Genomic DNA, 16,758 nt, shown 5'->3' with positions numbered 1-16,758 from the left:
CTCCCCCCGCGGGGGTTCGCGGGCTCCGGGAGGCCAGGTCCGGATCCGCGCGCGGTGTCGGCAGCGCATACCGTAGTGGTGTGGCGAACGCGTTGAACTCGAAGACAGAACCCCGTGAACCAGGTGACGACGACGCCGAGATGGCGCCTCTGCTACGGGAACCACGCGAAGGTCTGCCGGAGGTCACCTCCGACGCCGACGCCCTGGCCGGAGTCGTCGCAGCCGTCGCCGCCGGCAGCGGCCCGGTCGCGGTCGACGCCGAGCGGGCGTCGGGCTACCGCTACGGACAGCGCGCCTACCTGGTCCAGCTGCGCCGGGAGGGTTCGGGGTCGGCTCTGATCGACCCGATCGCCTGCCCCGACCTGAGCGGTCTGGACGAGGTCGTCGGCGACGCCGAGGTGGTGCTGCACGCCGCACACCAGGACCTGCCGTGCCTGAGCGAGGTCAACCTGCGCCCGCGGCGGCTGTTCGACACCGAGCTGGCCGGCCGCCTGCTCGGGTACCAGCGGGTGGGCCTGGGCTTCATGGTGGAGCGGATGCTGCACGTGCGCCTGGCCAAGGAGCACTCCGCCGTGGACTGGTCGCAGCGCCCGCTGCCGGAGGACTGGCTGCGGTACGCGGCGCTGGACGTGGAGATCCTCATCGAGCTGCGCGACGCGCTGGAGACGGAGCTGGAGGAGGCCGGGAAGCTGGAGTGGGCGCGCGAGGAGTTCGCGTCCGTGCTGGCCGCGCCGCCCAAGGAGCCGCGCGCCGACCCCTGGCGCCGGACCTCGGGCATCCACCGGGTGCGCAACCAGCGGTCCCTGGCCGCGGTGCGGGAGCTGTGGTACGAGCGCGACCGGATCGCGCAGGAGCGCGACATCTCCCCCGGCCGGGTGCTGCCGGACGCGGCGATCGTGGAGGCCGCGTCCACGATGCCCAAGAACTCCACGGAGCTGAACCGCATCCGCCAGTTCGGGATCAAACTGGCGCGCCGGTACCCGGGGACGTGGATGAAGGCGATCGACCGGGCCCGGGAGATGGCCCAGGCCGACCTGCCCCGGCCCAACGCGCCCGGTGACGGGCCGCCCCCGGTCAACCGGTGGGCCGACCGCGCCCCCGAGGCCGCACGGCGGCTGGAGGCGGCGCGGGCGACGGTCACGGGCATCGCCGAGGACGTCGTGATGCCGACCGAGAACCTGCTGCTGCCGGACACCGTGCGGCGGCTGGCGTGGGCGCCGCCGGCGGCCGTGGACCCCGACTCGGTGGGGGCGTTCCTGCGCGAGCGCGGGGCCCGGGAGTGGCAGATCGGACTTACCTCGGAACCCCTCGCGACTGCTCTGAGAACAGCCGAAGAAGGGTGAACCTTTACCCTTCTTCCGCGTCCTCAACCCCGGTGTGGCCGAAGTCACCGCACATAGGGGGCCCGGACCGCCTGTTCCATGGCCTCGTGTCCGTTTAAGTTATGGAACTGTGCCTTGGAATTTCAGGGCGCTGTGACCTCTTGACGGTGGAGAGGGAACGTTGCGACGGTGTGGGGGCACACCGCGCGAGGAGCACCGGCGGTCCGGCCCGGTGCGCGCGTGCACGAGGATGCGGTCAGGGAAAAGAGGTGAGTCCGCTGTCGTTCTGGCGTTCGCTGTTCGGTGGAACCGGACGTACGCGTACCGACCGGGTGCGCTCCGTCGACGGGGGTGTCCCCTCCGACGCCACCCCGGTGCGGGCGGACGTCCGGGGTGTGGAGGCCTCCGACGCCCTTCCCTCACGGATCACCGCCCCGACCGCTGTGATCACCGACCCCTCCCGCGAAGTCCCCGGCGCCGGGTCCCCGGCCGCCGGCCCGGGCGGGGCCGGGTCCTCCGCACAGCCCGCCCCCACCGCCGGGATGCGCGCCGCCTCGCTGGAGCGCACCCTGCGGTCCCTGGTGGAGCGCCTGGGCACCGAGCACCCCGACACCATCACCGCCCGCAACAACCTGGCGACCAAGTACGCGCAGATGGGCCGCCGTCAGGCCGCCGTGCAGCAGTTCGAGCTGGCCCTGGACGAGGCCGTCGCGGTCTTCGGCACCGAGCACCCGCGCACCGAGATCATCCGGGAGAACCTGGCCTGGGCGTTCGAGGACGCCGGCCGCCCCGCCGACGCGGCCGCCCAGTGGGAGGTGCTGCTGCGGGACCGGGAGAGCGCGTTCGGGCCCAGCGACGAGGACACCGTGGAGGCGCGCAGCCGGCTGGCCGTGTGCTACCGGCGCAGCGGGCGGCTGGACGCCGCGATGGCGCACTACGAGCGGGCGCTGGCGGACGTGCAGGACGCCGAGCGCAGCGAGGACCTGCGGCTGGGGCTGAGCGCCGCGCAGAACATGGCGGGCCGCCACGACGAGGCCGTCCGCCAGCTGCGGATGGTCCTGGCCGGGCGGCGGCGCCGGATGGGCAAGGGCCACCTGGACACCCTGACCGTGCACCACCGGCTGGGCCGCGCCTACACCCAGGCGGGGCGCACCGACGAGGCGGTGGAGACGCTGCGCGACGCCTACCGGGTGGCGCTCAACTCCTCCGGCGACCCGGAGGTGCGTCGGCTGACGCTGCGGCTGCGCCGCGACCTGGCGGGCGCCTACAGCGCCGCGGGCCGCCACCGCGAGGCCGACGCCCTGTTCTGAGCCCGGCCCGCCGCGGCTCCCACGCCATCCACGGCCCCGTGCCCGGTCTCCCGCCGGGCACGGGGCCTTCGTGTCAGTTCCCCTGGGCGGGGGCCAGCAGCTGCCCGGCGGCCAGGTCGCGGTACAGGTCGTCGCCCTCCAGGAGCTCGGCGTGGGTATCCACCGCCCGGACCCGGCCGGCGTCCATGACGACGATGCGGTCGGCCCCGGTGACGGTGGAGAGCCGGTGGGCGACCACGATGACGTTGGTGGTGCGGGCGGCGTCCATCATCACCTCCTTGAGCGCCCCCTCGTTGGCGGCGTCCAGCTGCGAGGTGGCCTCGTCCATGAGCAGCAGGCGGGGCCGGCGCAGCAGCGCGCGGGCGATGGCCACCCGCTGGCGCTCGCCGCCGGAGAGGGTCACCCCGCGGTGCCCGATGACGCCGTCCAGGCCGCCGGGCAGCCGGGAGACCAGGTCGGTGAGGCGGGCCCGGGCCACGGCCTCGGCCAGGTCCGCGTCGGTGGCGTCCGGGGCGGCCAGGGCCAGGTTCTCCCGCAGGGTGCCCTCCAGCACCGGCGCGTCCTGCTCCACGTACCCGATCCGGGCGCGCAGGTCGCGCAGCGGGAGGTCGCGGACGTCGGTCCCGTCGAGCAGGACGCGTCCCGAGGTGGCGTCGTAGAACCGCTCGATGAGGGAGAAGACGGTGGTCTTGCCCGCGCCGGAGGGGCCGACCAGGGCGGTGAGCCCGGCCCCGGAGGCGGCGAAGGACACGCCGTGGTGCACCGGTGGCAGCTCGGGCCGGTAGCGGAAGACGACGTCCTCGAACACCACCGAGGCGGGCTCGCGGGGGGCCTCGGGCGCCCCCGCCGTGCCGCCGCCGGTGTCCTCCCGGTCGAGCCCGGCGACCTCGTCGATGCGCCGGACCGCGGCCAGTCCGGCCTGGAGGTCGGTGAGCGAGGTGACCAGCATCCCGATCGGCTGCATCAGGTAGAAGAGCAGCAGCAGGAACGCGATGAGGGTGGAGACCTCCAGGGTGCCCGCCGCCACCCGGCCGCCGCCCAGCGCCAGCACCACCAGGAAGGCGACGTTGACGGCCAGTCCGGTGAAGGTGCCCGACAGCGCGCTCCAGCCCGCGACCGCGACCCCCTTGCGCCAGGAGTCCACCGCGGCCTCGTCCAGGCGGGCGAGTTCGGTGTCCTCGGCGGAGGACGCCTTGACCGTGCGGAAGGCCCCGAACACCCGCTCCAGCCGGCCGCCCATCGCGCCCAGCGCGGCCTGGGCCTCCTGGGTGGCCCGGCCGATGCGCGGCAGGACCAGGGCCATGAGCACGCCGACCACGAGGATCATGCCCAGGGTGACCAGGAGCAGGACGGGGTCCAGGACCGCCATGACGGCGATGCCGCCCACCAGCAGCACCGCGCCGGTGACCAGGTCGGTGAGGCCGCTGGTGGTGACGGTGCGCAGCAGGGTGGTGTCGGCGGTCAGCCGGGCCACCAGGTCGCCCGGGGTGAGCCGGTCGACCTCGGCGACCCGCAGCCGGACCAGGGATCCCGCCAGGCCGCGGCGCACGTCCAGTACGACGCCCTGGCCGGTGCGCTCCAGCAGGAAGGAGCCCAGGGCTCCGATCAGGGCCCCGACCACCACCGCGGCGGCCAGCAGCAGCACCGGCGCCAGCAGCGGCCCGCCCGCGCCCAGCGCGTCGATGACGTAGCGGGCCGCCAGCGGCTGGGCCAGGCCGACCGCGCCGCCCGCCAGGGTCAGCGAGCCGCCCACCAGCAGGACCCGCAGGTGGGGACGGGCGTGGGAGAGCAGTCGGTGCAGGGGGGCGCGCGGTGCGGCGCGCAGCATCTCCCGGTGTTCGCGGTCGTCCGCCAAGGGTCGTCTCCCCGTCCGTGTCGGTTTCCCGTCGCGGCCCCCGAACCGTGCGAAAGTAGGCGCGGCGGGACGTCGCGGGCCGTTCCAGTCAACCGGCCCGCCCCGCCCCGCGCATCGGCCGAAAGTTCGAACCCGACCCCATCGATCGTCAGTACCGGACCGCCGTCCGGACGTCGGGGAATCCGGCACTCGCGCAATTTGTTACCGGCGAGTAGCATGGGCTCGAAAGTCCACCCACACCTTGGAGAAGGAGGGGCCATCGTGCCGCGAACCGCCCGCGATGTCGTATTCGTCGACGGGGTCCGCACCCCGTTCGGCAAGTCAGGCAAGGGCCTCTACGCCGAGACGCGCGCCGACGACATGGTCGTCCGCGTCATTCGCGAACTGATGCGCCGCAACCCGGGCCTGCCCCCGGAGCGCATCGACGAGGTGGCCATCGCCGCCACCACCCAGATCGGCGACCAGGGCCTGACCATCGGGCGCACCGCCGCGATCCTGGCCGGACTCCCGCGCAGCGTCCCCGGCTACGCCATCGACCGCATGTGCGCCGGCGCCCTCACCGCCGTGACCACCTCCGGCGCGGGCATCGCCTTCGGCGCCTACGACGTGGTGATCGCCGGCGGCGTCGAGCACATGGGCCGCCACCCGATGGGCGAGGGCGTCGACCCCAACCCGCGCTTCCTCTCCGAGAAGCTGGTCGACCCGTCCGCGCTGGTCATGGGCAACACCGCCGAGAACCTGCACGACCGGTACCCCTCCATCACCAAGGAGCGCGCCGACGCCTACGCGGTGCGCAGCCAGGAGAAGGTCGCCAAGGCCTACGCCGACGGCAGGATCCAGCCCGACCTGGTCGAGGTCGTCGTCCGCTCCCTGGAGCAGGGCTACGGCCTGGCCACCAAGGACGAGCCGCCGCGGCCGGGCACCACCATGGAGTCCCTGGCCGGGCTCAAGACCCCCTTCCGCGCGCACGGCAACGTGACGCCCGGCAACGCCGCCGGCCTCAACGACGGAGCCACCGGCGCCATCCTGGCCGCCGAGGAGGTCGCGCAGGAGCTGGGCCTGGACGCCAGGATGCGCCTCGTCGACTTCTCCTTCGCCGGTGTCGAGCCCGAGGTCATGGGCGTCGGCCCGGTCCCGGCCACCGAGAAGCTGCTGGCCCGCCAGGGCATCACGATGGACGAGATCGGCCTCATCGAAATCAACGAGGCCTTCGCCGTCCAGGTGCTCGCCTTCCTGGAGCACTTCGGCATCGCCGACGACGACGCCCGCGTCAACCCGTGGGGCGGCGCCATCGCGCTGGGCCACCCGCTGGCCTCCTCCGGCGTGCGGCTGATGATGCAGCTCGCCCGCCAGTTCGCCGAGCGTCCCGACGTCCGCTACGGCATCACCACCATGTGCGTCGGTATGGGCATGGGCGGCACCGTGCTCTGGGAGAACACCAACTACGAGGGGGGCAAGTGAGCACCGCACTGGACGCTGCGCGCGAGCTGTTCAAGGACGAGGTCGTCACCAAGGCGATCTCCCGTGACATCGAGCTCCCCTACGGTGCCGGCACCGCCGTCCTGATCACCCTGGACAACGGCCACGACCACACCCGGCCCAACACCTTCGGCCCCGGCGGCCTGCTCGCCCTGGACGCCGCCATCGAGGCCGCCCGCGCCCGCAAGGACATCGTGGCGGTGGCGATCACCGGCAAGCCGTTCATCTTCGCCGTCGGCGCCGACCTCAGCGGCGTGCCCGCGATCCAGAACCGCGAGCAGGCGCTGGCCATCGGCCGGCTCGGCCACGACGTGTTCCGCAAGCTCGGCGAGCTGGACGTGCCGACCTTCGCGCTCATCAACGGCGCGGCCATGGGCGGCGGGGTCGAGGTGGGCCTGCACTGCACCTACCGCACCATCTCCTCCGGCGTCCCGGCGCTGTCCCTGCCCGAGACCTTCCTGGGCCTGGTGCCCGGCTGGGGCGGCACCTACCTGCTGCCGAACCTGATCGGCGCCGAGAAGGCCCTCAAGGTCATCATCGAGAACCCGCTGGCCCAGAACAAGGTGCTCAAGGGCGCGCAGGCGTTCGAGCTGGGCATCGCCGACGCGATGTTCGAGCCCGCCGACTTCGTCGAGGAGTCCCTGCGCTGGGCGGCCAGGGTCGTCAAGGGCGAGGTCACCGTCGAGCGCCCCGCGGTCGACAAGGGCGAGGCCTGGGACAACGCCGTCAACATGGCCCGGTTCGTGGTCGAGGGCAAGCTGCACGGCGCCGCCCCGGCCCCGGCCCGCGCCGTCGAGCTGGTGGCCGAGGCCAGGACCCGCACCCGGGACGAGGGCTTCGCCGCCGAGGACGAGGCGCTGGCCGACCTCATCATGAGCCCCGAGCTCAAGGCCGGCCTGTACGCCTTCGACCTGGTGCAGAAGCGCGCCAAGCGGCCCGCCGGCGCCCCGGACAAGTCGCTGGCCCGCAAGGTCACCAAGGTCGGCGTCGTGGGCGCGGGCCTGATGGCCGGCCAGCTGGCGCTGCTGTTCGCCCGCCGCCTGGACGTGCCGGTCGTCATGACCGACCTGGACCAGGAGCGCCTGGACAAGGGCGTCGCCTACGTCCACAGCGAGGTCGACAAGCTCCTCAAGAAGGGGCGCGTCAACCAGGACAAGGCCAACCACCTCAAGGCCCTGGTCACGGGTTCGCTGACCAAGGACGCCTTCGCGGACGCCGACTTCGTCATCGAGGCCGTGTTCGAGAAGATGGAGGTCAAGCAGCAGGTGTTCGCCGAGGTGGAGGCCGTGGTCTCCCCCGAGGCGATCCTGGCCACCAACACCTCCTCGCTGTCCATCACCGAGATGGCCTCGAAGCTGGAGCACCCCGAGCGGGTCGTCGGCTTCCACTTCTTCAACCCCGTCGCCGTGCTGCCGCTGCTGGAGATCATCCGCGGCGAGAAGACCGACGACGCCGCCCTGGCCACGGCGTTCGCCGTCGCCAAGAAGCTGAAGAAGACCGCCGTCCTGTGCAAGGACGCCCCGGCGTTCGTGGTCAACCGCCTGCTCACCCTGTTCATGGGCGAGGTCCTGAGCGCGGTGTCCGAGGGCACCGAGCCCGAGGTGGCCGACCGCGCGGTGGCCCCGCTGGGCCTGCCGATGTCGCCGCTGATGCTGCTGCAGCTGGTCGGCCCGGCCGTCGCGCTGCACGTGTCGGAGACCCTGCACGAGGCCTTCCCGGACCGCTTCGCGGTGTCGCCGCAGCTGGGCGAGATCGTCAAGGAGGGCAAGACCGCGATCTTCGCCCCCGACTTCACCATCGACCCCGAGGTGAAGAAGCTGTTCGCGGGCGGGGACGCGCCGTCCACCGAGCCGGAGATCCTGGACCGCGCGCTGCGCGCGCTGGCCCGGGAGATCGGGATCATGCTGGACGAGGGCGTCGTGGCCGAGGCCGCCGACATCGACCTGTGCCTGATCACGGGTGCGGGCTGGCCGTTCCACACCGGCGGCATCACCCCCTACCTGGACAAGGTCGGGGTGTCCGAGGCCGTCAACGGCAAGCGGTTCCACGAGGGCGACCCGAAGGCCGTCTGACCTCCGCGGTGACCGCCCGGGAGACCGGGACGGGCCCGGCCCCGGGAAGGGGCCGGGCCCGTCGTGCGCCCGGGGTCAGCGGACGGATCCGGCGCGCGCCTGCCCGGCGGGCAGCATGCCGTGGGTCCGGTACCAGGCGCCCATGGCGGTGACCGTCTCGGCGACGGGGCGGAACCCCACGCCCAGTTCGCGGCGGGCCAGGTCGGAGCTGATGTTGCGCGCGTCCCCCTCCCGCAGCACCCGGACGCCCTCGCGGGTGGCCGTGGGCTCCCCGCCGCGGAGGCGGGCGCTGAGCTCCATGAGGGCGGCGGCCGCGGTGGCCAGGCCGGCGGGGACCGACCGGGGCGCCCGGGCCCCGGTCTCCGCGGCGACGGTGTCGGTCAGGGCGGGCAGCGACCGCTTCTCCCCGGCCACCACGTAGCGGTCGGCGGTGCCCACCCGGGCGGCGGCGACGCAGGCGTAGGCGACGTCGCGGGCGTCCACCACGTAGTTGTGCAGGCGCGGGATGGCACGGACCCTGCCCTTGGCGACGTCGAGGAAGAGGCGGCCGGCGGAGGTCGGTCCGGCGTCGCCCGGGCCCCACATCCAGCCGGGCAGGACGGTGGCCACCCGGGTGTCCCCGGTCCGGCCGGAGCGGACCATGGCGGCGACCGCCCGGTCGGCGCGCACCTTGCTGGTGGGGTAGGTGTCCGACACCGCGGGCCGCGCGTACTTCTCCGGGGGCGGGGTGGACTCGTCGGCGGGGCGCTCGGGGCCGCGCAGGGCCATGGTGTTGATGGAGCCGGTGTGCAGGAACACGGGGACGCCGGAGGTGGCGGCCGCGCTCAGGACCTGTTCGGTGCCCTGCACGTTGATCCTCTCCAGGGGCGCCGTGAGGGTGGGGTCCTGGAAGTACTCGCGGAAGTAGGCGGCGGTGTGGAAGACCTCGTCGACCCCGGTCAGGTGCCCCCGGTAGGTGGACGGCTCGGTGACGTCGCCGCGGACCAGGTGGAGGCGGGGGTCGTCGGGCAGCAGGCGGCGCGCCCGCTCCATGTCCCGGACCAGGGCGACGACCTCCTGGTCCAGGCCGAGGAGGAGTCGGACGATGTTGCCGCCCAGCAGGCCGGTGGCCCCGGTCACCAGGGAGCGGTCCCGCTTCGGAAGTCGTGGCGTTTCCGTGTCCGCCATGATGTCACATCCCAACTATCATGTAACGAGATAATAATTTCGGCTTATGAATTTCTAAGGCGGTCCGGAATGGAGAACGCGTCGGGTTGGGAGACGCCCCTGTGGCACACGACCGGCTACCGGCTGATCAAGTTGGGCGAACTGGTCCAGGCCGTCACCCTCGACATCTTCGGGCCGCAGGAGATCACCGCCCGCCAGTTCCACGTGCTGGCCGCGGCGGAGGCGATGTCCGACCCCTCCCAGAAGGAGCTGAGCCGGGCCCTGGGGGTGGACCCCAACGTGATGGTCGGCCTCATCGACGACCTGGAGTCCCGCGGGCTGGCCGAGCGCAAGCGCAACCCGAAGGACCGCAGGCGCTACATCGTGACGCCCACCCCCGAGTCCGCCCTGCTGCTGCAGAAGGCCCGTGAGGCGGTGTCCACCGCCGAGGAGGAGTTCTTCGCCCCGCTCTCCCAGGAGGAGCGGACGGTGCTGCACGAGCTGTCGGGGCGCCTGCTGGACGCCCACCCCCGGGTCACCAAGCACGAGTGACCCGGGGGTCCGCCGGGGGCCCGGGAGGGGCGGCCCCCGGCGGCACTCCCCCTACTCCGAGATGCCGAACCGGGCGTGCAGCCTCTTGAGCGGTGCGGGCGCCCACCAGTTGGCGTCGCCCGCCAGGCGCATGAACACCGGCACCAGCACCCCGCGGATGAGCGTGGCGTCCACGATGATCACCACCGCCATCCCGATCGAGAGCATCATCAGGTAGAGCACGTCGGACACCGCGTAGGTGGCGAACGACGCGGCCAGGATGACCGCCGCCGCCGTGACCAGCGGACCGCTCCGCTGCAGCCCGGCCGCGACCGCCCGGGTGTTGTCCCCGGTCAGGTCGTACTCCTCCTTGATCCGGGACATCATGAACACCTCGTAGTCCATGGAGAGCCCGAACGCGATGCAGAACATCAGGATCGGGAAGGTCGTCTCCAGGGTCCCGTTGGCGGTGAACCCGAGCAGCCCGGACAGGTTGCCCTCCTGGAAGATCCACACCATCACGCCGAACATCACCGCGAGGCTGAGCACGTTGAGCACGATCGCCTTGGCGGGCAGCAGCAGGCTCCCGGTCATGAGGAACAGCAGGACGAAGGTGATGGCCAGGATGAGCCCGAACACCAGGGGCACCTGCCCCAGCAGCGCCGCGCGGAAGTCGGCGAGGTCGGCCGGGTAGCCGCCGATCTCGGCGGCGGCCGGCGCGGGCACGTCCCGGATGCGCTCGATCAGGTCCTCGCCGTCGGAGATCGCCTCGGTCTCGGGCACCACGGAGAACCACGTGGCCTCGGGCGAGCCGAACCGCTCCTGCGCGCCCGGCTCGGGGCCCGCGACCTGCTGTCCGTCCACGTACCGCCCGGTGAGCGCGTCCACCTGGTAGACGCCCTCCACCCGGGACAGCTCGGCGGCGTAGTCGCTCGCGGACGCGTCCTGGGCCTCGGCGCCCGGCAGGTCGACGACCACCTGGACGGCGTCCATCTCCTCCTGGGCGAACCCGGTCTCGATCTGGTCCTGGACGTCGCGGCTGGAGTTGCCCTGGGGCAGCACCCGGGCGTCGGGCAGGCCGAAGTTCAGTCCCACGGCCGGGGCGGCCAGCACCAGGACGACGACCAGGGCGGGCAGGCCCCACAGCACGGGGCGGCGCATCATCCGCAGGGCGGTGTCGTGCCACCAGCCGCGGTCGGGGTCGGGCTCGCGCTTGGGCCGGACCCGGTGGCCGACCTTGGCCAGCGCGGCGGGCAGGATGACCAGGGAGGCGAACACCGAGGTCAGCACCGTGCCCATGCCGGAGTAGGCGAAGGACTGCAGGAACGGGAACGGGAAGAGCATCAGGCACGACAGCGCGACGGCGACGGTGAGGCCGCTGAACGCGACGGTCCGCCCGGCCTTGGCGACCGCGATCGCGACGGCCTCGGGGACCTCCCGGCCGCGGGCCAGCTCCTCCCGGAACCGGTTGATGACGAACAGGCTGTAGTCGACGCCCAGGCCCACGCCCATGACCAGGGTGAGGTTGGCGGCGAAGGTGGACACATCGGTGATGTAGGTGACCCCGCGCAGCAGGGCCAGCGTGGTGATCACCGAGAACAGGCCCATGCCCAGGGTCAGCGCGGCCACCGAGAGCCGGCGGTAGATGACGAACAGCAGCACGAACACCAGCGGGAAGATGATCGCCTCGGCGAGCAGGAAGTCCGCCTGGGCCTGCTCGGCGGCCTGGCGGAAGATCTCGTCGCCGCCGCCGACCTCCACCCGCAGGACGTCGTCCTCGCGGGTGAAGTCCGGGGAGATCTCGCCCAGCGCGGTGCGGGCCTCGGTGACGGTCCCCTCCATGCGCACGGTGATGAGCGCCTGGGAGCCGTCCTCGGAGCGCATCGCCGGGGAGTCGCCGCGGCCCCAGTAGGAGGCGGTCTCGGCGACGCCCTCCCGGGAGGCCAGCTCCTCCTCCAGGGCGGTGGCGGCCTCGACCACGGCCGGGTCGTCCACGTCGCCGTTCTGGGCGGTGACCAGGAGCAGGAAGTGGTGCTTGCCGGTGCCGAAGCCCTCCTCCAGGCGCTGTTCCACCAGCGCCGACTCCGAGCCGGGGCTCTCGAAGCGGCTCAGCAGCAGCCGGTCCATCGTGCCGGCGGCCAGGAACACCCCGAGCAGCGTCAGGACGATCGCCAGGATGATGACCCGGCCCGGACGGCGGGCCAGGCCCTCCCCCAGGCGGGCCAGCAGGGGCGGGCGCTGCGGCGGGCCGCCGGTGCCGCCGGCGCCCGGGGGTGAGGCGGTGGTCGATGAGGTTGCCATGGTGCTCTCGCCTTCCAGGGTCAGGTCGTGGGGGCGTGCCGGTCCATCCACTCGGCCGCCGTGTCGTACAGGAGTTCCGCGCCGGCGTCGATGGTGACGAAGTGTCCGGCGTCGGTGAGGGTCGTCTCGGTGACCTCGGGGCTGGAGGTGAACAGGCCCGGGTACCCCTCGACCCCCTGGCGCAGCACGTCGTGGGCGCCGAAGACCAGGTGGACGGGGACGTCGATCTCGCCGATCAGGTCGAGGTCGTAGAGGATCGCCATGGGCTCGGAGACCATGACCCCGCAGGGGTTGCGGCCCCACAGCCCCTCGATCTCGGCGACGACGGCCGGGTCGGCGTGCGGGCCGAGCCCGCCCTCGGTGAAGTCCTCCAGGGTGGGGTCGAAGTACACGTAGCCGCGGGGATCGCCCGGGGACCCGTGCTCCTCGCCGCCCTCCAGGCAGGTGCGGTAGGCGGTGAGGAACCGGCGGTTGGTGTCGTCGGTGATGCCGACGGCCGCCCAGCCGGTGAGCAGCAGGCCGTCGACGCCGCCGAAGGAGACCGCCACGCTCTCGGCGACCAGGGCGCCGCTGGAGTGGCCGCCCATGACGACGGTGTCGAAGGACACCGGGTCGTCGCCCTCGACGCGGTAGTCGCCCGCGCGCAGCTGTTCGACCACTTGGTGGGCGATGTCGGCGTGCGCCCCGCTGCAGCTGGCGAACCCCTCGGGGATGTCGCTGGAGCCGTAGCCGAGGCGGTCGATGGTGACCGAGGCGTGCCCGCGCTCGGCGAGCTCGTTGACGTAGTTGCGGCCCTCGACGTCCAGGCGCCAGATCCACTCGCCGGTGTTGGTGCCGTGGACGAGCAGGGCGACGGCGGGCGCGTCGGCGGCCAGGACCTCCTCGGGGGCGGTCAGGTGTCCCCGGACCGTGTACTCCTCGCCGTCGGCGGAGCACTGGCCGCGGGTGCGGTTGACGTTGTCGACGGTGAACTCGACGGCCAGGTCCACGACGCCGGGCGGGGTCACGGCCGGTTCGCGGGGGGTCCGGTGGGCGGCGGGGTCCGCCGCCGGGGCGGGCCCGGCGGCGGCCGCCGGGCCCGAGGAGGGTTCGCGCGCCGCCGCGCCCGTGGCCGCCGCAGCGGCGAGCAGGAGGGAGGCCGCCAGGGCCGCGGCGCGCAGGCGGCGCCGGGACGTGCGGTGCGGGGGTGCTCCGGTGGTGTTCACCGCTGTTCCTCCAGCCAGTCGGCCAGGGACGTGCGCAGCTCGGCCGCCCCGGGTTCGAGGACGAGGTAGTGGCCCGCGTCGGCCACCGTGACGGTCTCGGTGTCGGGGGCCCCGGTGAAGAGCCCGGCGTGGTCGGCGCCGTCGGACACGCGGGTGTCGGCGTCGGCGAAGGCGAAGAGGACGGGCACCTCGACGCGGTGGAGGTTGCGGGTGTCGGTGGCCAGCGCCTCGACCTGGGTCCCCAGGTCGCCGCAGGGCGTGCGGTCCTGGAGGCCGGCGGCCAGGGCGGCCACCGGGGTCGCGGGGTCGCGGAAGTTGGCCCGGGTGTAGGAGGTGCGGCCGACGTCCACGTAGGTGTATCCGGCCGCGTCCGCGCCGTCGGGGTCGGGCGGTCCGGCCTCGGCCTCGGCGGGCACTCCGCCCTGCATGCAGGAGGCCAGGCCGCCGAAGAAGCGGGCGTTGGCGCGGTCGGTCACGCCGGTGCCGCTCCAGGCCATGAGGGCCAGCGCGTCGGGGGCGGCCGGTCCGTCGAACGAGTAGGCGGTGATCTGGGCGATCTGGGCGCCGCTGTGGTGCCCGGCCAGGACGACGGTGTCGAAGGCGGGGGGCTCGTCGGGCACCCGGTCGGAGCCGCCGTCGCCCTCCCCCAGCGTGTAGTCGCCCGCGCGGACCTGTTCGATGACCTGGGCGGTCATGTCGGCCTGCGACCCCAGGCACATGGCCAGGCCGTCGGGCCGCCCGCCGCCGTAGCCGAGCCGGTCCAGGGTCAGGGAGACGTGGCCCAGCAGCGCCATCTCCTCGGTGTGGTGGTAGCCGGGCTCGTCCAGCCGCCAGAACCACTCCCCCGCCGCCTGCCCGTGCTGGTAGACGGTGACGGCGGGGTCGTCCTGCTCCAGCGCGTCGGCGGGGCCGGTGAGGTGGCCCCGGAGGGTGTACTCCCCGCCGTCGCTGTTGCAGGGCAGCCGCGATCCGTTGCGGTTGGTGACGGTGAAGCTCACCGGGACGTCGACGATGTCCGCGGCGGCCATGCGCTCGGCGGTGGCCTGCGCGCGCTCCCGGGCGGTGGGCTCGGGCGCCGCGGACGGCCCGTCCTCCCCCGACGGGAGCAGGACCAGCGCGGCGGCGGCCACGGCGGCGACCGCGCCCGCGGCGATGAGGGTGTTCCTAGTCCCGGGCACGGGCCACCTCCGCGGTCTCTCGGGCGGGTGCGGCACCGGGTTCGGGTGCCGGGGTCTGCGCGGGCCCCGCGGGGTCCCGCCGGTCGGCGGCGGCGCGGCCGGGTTCGGCCGCGTTCTCGCCCAGGGTGGCGTCGAAGAAGCGGTGGAACCGGCGCAGCGGGCCGGGCGCCCACCAGGTGGCGGCGCCGGTCATGCGCAGGACCGAGGGCACCAGGAGGCAGCGCACGACGGTGGCGTCGGCGATGACGGCCAGGGCGACGCCCCAGCCGAGCATCATCGTGTTGGTCACCCGGGAGGCGCCGATGACGACGAGGACGACCGCCAGGGCGACCGCGGCGGCGGTGATGATGCCGCCGGTGCGCCGGAGTCCGAGCTCGACGGCCGTGCGGTGGTCGCCGGTGCGGTCGTACTCCTCGCGCATCCGGGACAGCAGGAAGACCCCGTAGTCCATCGACAGCCCGAAGGCGATGCAGAACATGAGGACGGGCAGGGCCGTGTCGATGAACCCCGTCGGGGTGAACCCGAGCAGTCCGGAGAGGTTGCCGTCCTGGAACACCCAGACGACGGCGCCGAACATGGCGGTCAGGCTGAGCGCGTTGAACAGCACCGACAGCAGGGGCAGGAGGACGCTGCCGGTGAGCAGGTAGACCAGGACCAGCATGGCGGCGACGACCACGGCCAGGGTGGCCGGGACGCGCTCGGCGATGGCCGCCTGGGCGTCCACGACCGCGGCGGCCTGGCCGGTGACCGAGACCTCCAGGGGCGTGCCGACCGCGCGGATGTCGCGGACCAGGTTCTGGCTCTCCAGGGAGATGTCCTCGACCTCCGCGTCCGGGATGACCTGGATGTAGGCCAGGTCCTCGGACTCGCGCAGGGCGTCCACGGGGGTGCGCTCGCGCAGGTGGCCGCCGTCGGTGTGGACGCCCAGCGGGGAGCGGACCTCCTGGACGTTGTCCAGGCGCGAGAGCGCGGCGGCGTAGTCGTCCAGCAGTCCGGTGTCGGTGTCCTGCGGGGCCTGGTGGACGAGCACGTCGACGGCGCCGGTGGCGGTGGAGCCGAAGTCCGTGCGGATGGTGTCCATGACCTCGCGCGACTCGACCCCGGCGGGCAGCTGGCGGTCGTCGGCCATGCCGAACTCCACCCGCAGGAAGGGCAGCCCGACCGCGACGAGCAGGGCCAGGGCGGTCAGGGCGAAGACCGGGGCCCGCCCCATGACCGCGCGGGTCAGCCGGCCCCAGCGCCGGTCGGCCGCCTCCTCCGGGGGCGGGGCCGAGCCCCGGCGCAGCAGGCGGCGCGGGTCCAGCGCGTTGACGCGCGGGCCCAGCAGGGTGAGCACGGCCGGCAGCACGACCAGGGAGGTCAGGGCGGCCAGCAGCACCACGGTCACGCCGGAGTAGGCGAAGGACCGCAGGAAGTACAGGGGGAAGAACAGCATCCCGGCCAGGGCGGCCGAGATGGCCAGGGCCGAGAAGACGACCGTGCGCCCCGCCGTGCGGACGGTGGTGAGCGTGGCCTGCGCCGGCGTGGCGCCGGTCGCGAGCTCGGCCCGGAAGCGGCGGACCATGAGCAGGGCGTAGTCGATGGACAGGCCCAGGCCGAGCGCGATGGTGAGGTTCTGGGCGAACACCGACACGTCGGTGAACCCGGCGATCGCCCACAGCACCGCGTTGGTGCCGATGATGGACACCACCCCGACCAGCAGGGGCAGGGACGCCGAGACGACGCTGCCGAAGACCCACACGAGGATGAGCAGCGTCAGGGGCAGCGCGATCACCTCCGAGCGGACCAGGTCCTCGGCGATGGTGGTCTCGATGTCGTTGAGGACGGCGGTCTGCCCGCCGACGCCGACGGTGAGGGGTCCGTGGTCGCCGCCGTAGCGTTCGGCGAGGTCGGCCACGGCCGCGCCCGCCTCGGCCTCGGTGCCGGACACGTGCGCGGCGATGAGCGCGCGGGTGCCGTCGTCGGACTTCAGCTCGTCGGAGCCGGTCTGCCAGTAGGAGGTGACCCCGGCGACGCCGTCCTCGTAGGCCAGTCCCTCGGCCAGTCCCAGGGCGCGGGCGGCGGCCTCGCGGTCGTCCACCCCGTCCTCGGCGGTCACCAGGAGGATCAGGTTGGGCCTGCTGTCGGGGAAGTGCTCCTCCAGGATCTCGGCGGCCCGGGCCGATTCCGAGGAGGGGTCCTCGGTGCCCTGGCCCGCCCGGAGGCGGTCGGCGACACCGGAGCCCAGGACCACCGCGCCGATCACCGCGAGGAGCGCGGCCGCCAGGACCCACCAGGGCCTGCGCGTGGTGAGCCGGGTCAGTGCGTCGAGCATCGTGTCACCCCCGTTCGTCGTTCGCGGGCGGAACCGCCGATGGCG

At 73.5% G+C, this 16,758-nt stretch carries 11 protein-coding genes; 5 read left to right on the top strand and 6 right to left on the bottom strand.

What is annotated here, in order from left to right; translation table 11 throughout:
- The first annotated feature begins 92 nt into the window (after window positions 1-92).
- Together KGD84_RS11265 and KGD84_RS11260 are read left to right on the top strand one after the other, a co-directional pair.
- The gene (locus tag KGD84_RS11265) at window positions 93-1,343 is read left to right on the top strand and encodes an HRDC domain-containing protein (protein ID WP_220565679.1); all 1,251 of its coding nucleotides are present in this window, start codon (window positions 93-95) and stop codon (window positions 1,341-1,343) included.
- Window positions 1,344-1,600: 257 nt separating this feature from the next.
- Window positions 1,601-2,632: a tetratricopeptide repeat protein gene (locus KGD84_RS11260; RefSeq protein ID WP_220565678.1), complete on the top strand. Its 1,032-nt coding sequence runs from the start codon at window positions 1,601-1,603 to the stop codon at window positions 2,630-2,632.
- Between the two features lie 73 nt (window positions 2,633-2,705).
- Here the strand turns inward: KGD84_RS11260 and KGD84_RS11255 are convergent, their stop codons facing one another.
- Complete coding sequence (locus KGD84_RS11255; protein ID WP_220565677.1) at window positions 2,706-4,460, bottom strand: ABC transporter ATP-binding protein; 1,755 nt, start codon at window positions 4,458-4,460, stop codon at window positions 2,706-2,708.
- Window positions 4,461-4,748: 288 nt separating this feature from the next.
- On the opposite strand from KGD84_RS11255, the gene KGD84_RS11250 reads away from it, so the two are divergent.
- Together KGD84_RS11250 and KGD84_RS11245 are read left to right on the top strand one after the other, a co-directional pair.
- Window positions 4,749-5,948, top strand: a complete 1,200-nt coding sequence (locus KGD84_RS11250; protein ID WP_220560229.1) for a thiolase family protein — start codon at window positions 4,749-4,751, stop codon at window positions 5,946-5,948.
- Window positions 5,945-8,038, top strand: a complete 2,094-nt coding sequence (locus KGD84_RS11245) for a 3-hydroxyacyl-CoA dehydrogenase NAD-binding domain-containing protein (protein WP_220560228.1) — start codon at window positions 5,945-5,947, stop codon at window positions 8,036-8,038. Before KGD84_RS11250 ends, KGD84_RS11245 begins: the two co-directional genes overlap by 4 nt.
- Window positions 8,039-8,113: 75 nt before the next feature.
- Here KGD84_RS11245 and KGD84_RS11240 read toward each other — a convergent pair whose 3' ends face one another.
- Window positions 8,114-9,205 (bottom strand): NAD-dependent epimerase/dehydratase family protein, encoded by a 1,092-nt coding sequence (locus KGD84_RS11240; RefSeq protein ID WP_220560227.1) that lies wholly within the window; start codon window positions 9,203-9,205, stop codon window positions 8,114-8,116.
- Between the two features lie 69 nt (window positions 9,206-9,274).
- Here KGD84_RS11240 and KGD84_RS11235 point away from each other — a divergent pair, with 69 nt between their 5' ends.
- Window positions 9,275-9,736, top strand: coding sequence for a MarR family winged helix-turn-helix transcriptional regulator (locus KGD84_RS11235; protein WP_220560226.1), 462 nt, complete (start codon window positions 9,275-9,277; stop codon window positions 9,734-9,736).
- 51 nt (window positions 9,737-9,787) lie between these two features.
- Here KGD84_RS11235 and KGD84_RS11230 read toward each other — a convergent pair whose 3' ends face one another.
- The 4 genes from KGD84_RS11230 to KGD84_RS11215 are packed head-to-tail and all read right to left on the bottom strand — an operon-like array spanning window position 9,788 to window position 16,713.
- Window positions 9,788-12,016 (bottom strand): MMPL family transporter, encoded by a 2,229-nt coding sequence (locus KGD84_RS11230; RefSeq protein WP_220560225.1) that lies wholly within the window; start codon window positions 12,014-12,016, stop codon window positions 9,788-9,790.
- Window positions 12,017-12,036: 20 nt separating this feature from the next.
- Entirely contained in the window at window positions 12,037-13,221 is a 1,185-nt protein-coding gene (locus KGD84_RS11225) for an alpha/beta hydrolase (protein ID WP_260697211.1), read from the bottom strand.
- On the bottom strand, window positions 13,218-14,399 hold the full coding sequence (locus KGD84_RS11220; protein WP_220560223.1) for an alpha/beta fold hydrolase: 1,182 nt from the start codon (window positions 14,397-14,399) through the stop codon (window positions 13,218-13,220). Before KGD84_RS11220 ends, KGD84_RS11225 begins: the two co-directional genes overlap by 4 nt.
- Window positions 14,386-16,713 (bottom strand): MMPL family transporter, encoded by a 2,328-nt coding sequence (locus tag KGD84_RS11215; protein ID WP_220560222.1) that lies wholly within the window; start codon window positions 16,711-16,713, stop codon window positions 14,386-14,388. Before KGD84_RS11215 ends, KGD84_RS11220 begins: the two co-directional genes overlap by 14 nt.
- Window positions 16,714-16,758: the final 45 nt, after the last annotated feature.

The sequence above is a fragment of the Nocardiopsis changdeensis genome (assembly GCF_018316655.1).
Classification (GTDB): Bacteria; Actinomycetota; Actinomycetes; order Streptosporangiales; family Streptosporangiaceae; genus Nocardiopsis; species Nocardiopsis changdeensis.
The sequence above is the reverse complement of the archived record's forward strand: the minus strand, read 5'-3'. Positions and strand labels throughout refer to the sequence as shown.

Bases quoted from the DNA above. Each gene is read 5' to 3' on its own strand.
- KGD84_RS11255 (WP_220565677.1), bottom strand. From the start codon at position 4,460: ATGCTGCGCGCCGCACCGCGCGCCCCCCTGCACCGACTGCTCTCCCAC.
- KGD84_RS11240 (WP_220560227.1), bottom strand. From the start codon at position 9,205: ATGGCGGACACGGAAACGCCACGACTTCCGAAGCGGGACCGCTCCCTG.
- KGD84_RS11235 (WP_220560226.1), top strand. From the start codon at position 9,275: ATGGAGAACGCGTCGGGTTGGGAGACGCCCCTGTGGCACACGACCGGC.
- KGD84_RS11230 (WP_220560225.1), bottom strand. From the start codon at position 12,016: ATGGCAACCTCATCGACCACCGCCTCACCCCCGGGCGCCGGCGGCACC.
- KGD84_RS11215 (WP_220560222.1), bottom strand. From the start codon at position 16,713: ATGCTCGACGCACTGACCCGGCTCACCACGCGCAGGCCCTGGTGGGTC.